The sequence below is a fragment of the Planctomycetota bacterium genome (assembly GCA_026387035.1).
In the GTDB taxonomy this organism is placed as follows: Bacteria; Planctomycetota; Phycisphaerae; order FEN-1346; family FEN-1346; genus JAPLMM01.
This window is the reverse complement of sequence record JAPLMM010000276.1, coordinates 1-4,169: the sequence shown is the minus strand read 5'-3', so window position 1 is coordinate 4,169 and position 4,169 is coordinate 1. Positions and strand designations below refer to the sequence as shown.

The 4,169-nt window shown below is 66.9% G+C and carries 5 protein-coding genes; 2 read left to right on the top strand and 3 right to left on the bottom strand.

Features of this window, described 5'->3' with window-relative positions:
• Window positions 1-463 (top strand): gfo/Idh/MocA family oxidoreductase (locus NTX40_10705; GenBank protein MCX5649544.1); only part of this gene is annotated, 463 nt, incomplete at its 5' end.
• 140 nt (window positions 464-603) lie between these two features.
• Here the strand turns inward: NTX40_10705 and ffh are convergent.
• Window positions 604-2,025 carry a signal recognition particle protein gene (gene ffh, locus NTX40_10700; GenBank protein ID MCX5649543.1) on the bottom strand — a complete coding sequence of 474 codons (1,422 nt, stop codon included), beginning with the start codon at window positions 2,023-2,025 and terminating at the stop codon, window positions 604-606.
• A gap of 486 nt (window positions 2,026-2,511) precedes the next feature.
• Between ffh and NTX40_10695 the strand changes: the two genes are divergently transcribed.
• Window positions 2,512-2,985, top strand: coding sequence for a YbaK/EbsC family protein (locus tag NTX40_10695; GenBank protein MCX5649542.1), 474 nt, complete (start codon window positions 2,512-2,514; stop codon window positions 2,983-2,985).
• On the opposite strand, the gene NTX40_10690 is transcribed toward NTX40_10695, so the two are convergent.
• Entirely contained in the window at window positions 2,978-3,862 is an 885-nt protein-coding gene (locus tag NTX40_10690) for a DUF58 domain-containing protein (protein MCX5649541.1), read from the bottom strand. The genes NTX40_10695 and NTX40_10690 overlap by 8 nt on opposite strands.
• 156 nt (window positions 3,863-4,018) lie before the next feature.
• On the bottom strand, window positions 4,019-4,169 hold a 151-nt coding region (locus NTX40_10685), incomplete at its 5' end, for an AAA family ATPase (protein ID MCX5649540.1).

Here is a 4,169-nt window from a genome sequence, read left to right as displayed (position 1 = left end):
CGAGATTTCCCGCGAAATGTACAACTACGGCCAACTGCAGGTCGTCTTTGACGACGGCTCGGTCGGGTGGTACGAGGCGGGTTGGGGCCCGATGATGAGCGAGGTGGCGTTTTTCGTCAAGGACGTCATCGGGCCGAAGGGTTGCGTCAGCATCGTCGCCCGCACGGCGAAAGAGCAGGGGACCTCGGCCGACATCGATTCCCACACCCAGGCAAATGCGCTGCAGGTCCACCTGGCGGAGTGCACGCCCGACGGCACTTTTGCCAAACCCGACCGGGTGCTCGACACGCCGGACGAGCCGGACCACCAGGGCCTGTGCGACCGCGAGCAGGCGTACTGGCTGAAGGCGATCCGGGAGGACCTGGACCTTGCTGAGCACTACGAGGCCGCCGTGAACAGCCTGCGGATCGTCCTGGCAGCCGACAAGTCGGTCCGCAGCGGACGCGTGGTGAACCTCAAGTAGTCCGCCGCCCTTTCAGGCGGGCGAAAAAACGGCATGCGCGCAGCGGCGCGCCGAAGTGCGAACACGATGCAAGAAAAGCCCAGGGATTCGAATCCCTGGGCTTCCTCATGCACGTGATCATGCGCAGCGGTGCCGAACCGTTAGCGCGAGCGTTTCTTGCGGTCCTTCTTCTTACGCTTCGAACGCTGCCGCTTCTTGCGATGGTGGCCGCCGAAAAGGTCGATCTGGGCCATCTGTTGGGCGGCCGCCTTTCGCCCCCCGCCGAATCCCGGCGCGCCGGGACCCTGCATCTGGCGCACGAGGTCCTTCACCTGGCCGAAGGATTTCACGAGCCCCGCAACGTCCTGCGGTTCCATCCCGCAGCCGCGCGCAATCCGCCGGCGGCGCGACGCGTCGATGAGGTCGGGCTTTGTACGTTCCCTGTGCGTCATCGAGTGGATGATCGCTTCCGTCTGGTCGAGTTCCTTGTCGTCCACCGGCAGGTCCTTCAGGGCCGACCCCATCCCGGGGACCATCGCGAGGATTTCCTTCAGGGGCCCCATGCGGCGCATCTGCTTGATTTGCTTCAGAAAATCGTCCAGGCCGAACTCCGCCGTGCGGAGTTTTTCCTGCATGCGGGCAGTTTCCTCGGCGTCGACGGCGGCGTGGGCCTTTTCGACGAGGCTCACGACGTCGCCCATGCCGAGGATCCGGCTGGCCATCCGGTCCGGATGAAACTCCTCCAGGCGGTCGAGTTTCTCGCCGACGCCGACGAACTTGATGGGCTTGCCCGTGACCGCCTTGACGCTCAAGGCCGCCCCGCCGCGCGCGTCGCCGTCCAGTTTCGTCAGGATCACGGCCGACAGTTCCAGCGCCGCATTGAATTCCTTGGCGCTCGTGACGGCATCCTGGCCGGTCATGGCGTCGCAGACGAGATAAATCTGGTGGGGCTGGACGGCCCGGGCGATCCGCTTCGCTTCCTCCATCATTGCCTGGTCCACGTGAAGCCGGCCGGCGGTGTCGACGATCACAACGTCGGCGTCCTCGCGCTTCGCCTCCGCGACGCCGTTCTTCGCGATCCGCACGGGATCGCCGATGCCCTCGCTGTAAACCGGCACGTCCACCTGCGAGCCGACAACGAGGAGTTGCTCGACGGCCGCGGGGCGATGGCAGTCGCACGCCACGAGCATCGGCCGGTGACCCTCGTCGCGGATCCGGCGCGCGAGTTTCGCGGCCGTCGTCGTTTTGCCGGAACCCTGAAGGCCCGCGAGCATCAGCACCGTCGGGCCGGGCGAGGCGTAGGGGATCTTTGAATCCACGGGGCCCATCAGGCGGACCATCTCGTCGTGGATGACCTTGACGAAGACATGGTCGGGGCGGAGGGTCTTGAGGACCTCCTGGCCGATGGCCTTCTGGCGGACCTGCTCGACGAAGTCGCCGGCCACCTGGTAGTTGACATCCGCCTCCAGCAGGGCCGTGCGGACGGCCTCGCAGGCCTCCTGGATGTTGCCTTCCGTCAGCCGCCCGCGCCCCGTGAGGCTGCGGAAGACGCCGCCGAGTTTTTCGCTCAGGTTTTCGAACATGGCGCCGCACCTTGCCCCGAACCGCCGCACAGACGCGCCGCGAGAAAACAGTCTAGCAGATTGGCCGCGCGCTTGCAAAGGCCGCGAACGCGCATCGCGCCGGGCAAAAAAATCCCTCGGGGCCGGGCGACTGCTCACCCGCCGAGGCGGGGCCGGTCCCGAGGGAGGTCAATTCCTCACATCGAGCGACCCGCATAATAACCCGCCCCCGGGGCCGAATCAAGCCGAAAATCCGCACACGTTCCCGCCGGACACGCCGACGACGATAACCCCTTGTCCAAAAAAGTCTTACGGTCAACCACGGGCCGTTTTGGCGTCTGGCAGCCCACCGGGAGCCAGAAACCCGCTTTCCACCCCAGCGACGCCCGTAAGCCGTTGCCGGAACAAGGCTTAGGCTAAGCCCGCCGTTTCGGGCGCGGGATTCCGTTGATTCCGGCGGCGCGGAGCCGTAAAAGGGGCTCAAGCCCTGGCACTGCGAGGCCCGGAATGACGTGGACAAGCGCAACAGTGCAGGAGTTTGCCGCGGCCAACGGCCTGCAGGCCCGTGTCCTCGCGATGCCCCAGGACACGCACACGGCCGAGGATGCCGCGCGGGCCCTCGGAACGGACCTTGCGCACATCGCCAAATCGCTTCTTGCGCACCTTTCCGACGGGCGGTTCGTTCTGTGCATCCTGCGCGGCGACCAGCGGCTGGACCGAAAGAAACTGTGCCGCGCCGCCGGGGCGAAGCACATGAGCCTCGCCAAGGCCGACGACGTTCTTCGCGTCACCGGCTATCCCGTCGGGGCCGTCCCGCCGTTCCCCTTGAAGAGCGAAGTGCCCGCGTACATGGACCCGCAGGTGCTCGAAGTGGACATGGTGTACTGCGGCGGAGGCGACGGCGACGCGCTCCTGGAAGTGCCGACGGAGGAACTCGCGCGCGTCACGCGGGCCGAGGCCGTGGACCTCGCGCTCACCTGACCAGGCCTCCGCGGCGAAGGACGTTCAGGACGAGCGTGTCCACGGCGAGGTCGGTTGGGGCGGCGGCGTAGCCGATGCCGCGGTCCGTGCACCACGCCCGCACTTCCTCGCCGAAGCGGCGTGCCTCGGCGATGAGTCGCTCACGCACCTCGGACGCGAGGTGTACGCCCATCGTCTCGCCCGTCTCTGCGTCCTCGACCGCCAGGTCACCAAGGCCGTCCGGGGCGAGGTCCGCGCGGTCCGTCACATGGAGGCACCACGGCTCAAAGCCGTTCGCCTGGAGGGCGAGGAAGGCCCGCTCGTACCCCGCCGGGTCGAAAAGGTCCGAGACGAGGATCGCGAGACCCGCCTTCGACGCATGGGGGAGAAAAGCGTCCACAGCCCGCTTCAGATCCGTGGGCCCGCCCGCGGAGAGCCGCCGGAGAAAACCGAGGACCGAAAGCAGGCGACTCTTGCCGCGGCCGGCGGCCAGATGCCCGCGGACGCCCTCGCTGTTTACTGCGAGGATTTCGACGCGCTCCAGGCTCGCGAGGCCGACGTAGCCGAGCGCGGCCGTCAGGCGCCGCGCGTGGTCGAACTTCGGCGGCCGGCCGGTCGCCATCGAACCCGAGCCGTCCAGGAGGAAGTAGATCGAGAGGTCCTCTTCCTGCTGGCAGAGGCGCAAAAGGAGCCGCTCAAGCCGGCCGAAGGCGGCCCAGTCGATGTGGCGAAAATCGTCGCCCGCGACGTAGGCCCGGTGCTCCGAGAATTCGAGGCCGGGGCCCGTGCGGCGGCCGGCGCGCGAGCCAGCGCTGGTGCCGGCAAAGAGGTGGCGCGCGACGATCCTCAGATATTCCAGCCGCGCGAGAAATTCGGAATCAAACAGGTCATCGGCCATGGTGGCGCCTGTCCCAGCGTGGTTGAAACCGCAAAGGGCGCAAAGCACGCAAAGAATAGAGGATCCTGGGAAAGGCGAAAACCCCAAGGCAGTTTCTTACCGTTCGGCTGTTCCCCTGTCTCTTCTTTGCGCCCTTCGCGTTCTTTGCGGTTAGATTCACGCTTCGGGTTCGGGCACGTGCGCGAGGACGTCCCGGATGACGGCGTCGGGGTTGACGCCCTCGGCCTCGCCCTCGAAGTTCAGGATCAGCCGGTGCCGCAGGGCCGCCGGCGCCATCCGGCGAACGTCCTCGAACGCGACGTTGTAG

What these genes read in the sequence shown, in the direction of transcription:
- ffh (MCX5649543.1), bottom strand. Translation starts at nt 2,025, where the DNA reads ATGTTCGAAAACCTGAGCGAAAAACTCGGCGGCGTCTTCCGCAGCCTC.
- NTX40_10695 (MCX5649542.1), top strand. Translation starts at nt 2,512, where the DNA reads ATGACGTGGACAAGCGCAACAGTGCAGGAGTTTGCCGCGGCCAACGGC.
- NTX40_10690 (MCX5649541.1), bottom strand. Translation starts at nt 3,862, where the DNA reads ATGGCCGATGACCTGTTTGATTCCGAATTTCTCGCGCGGCTGGAATAT.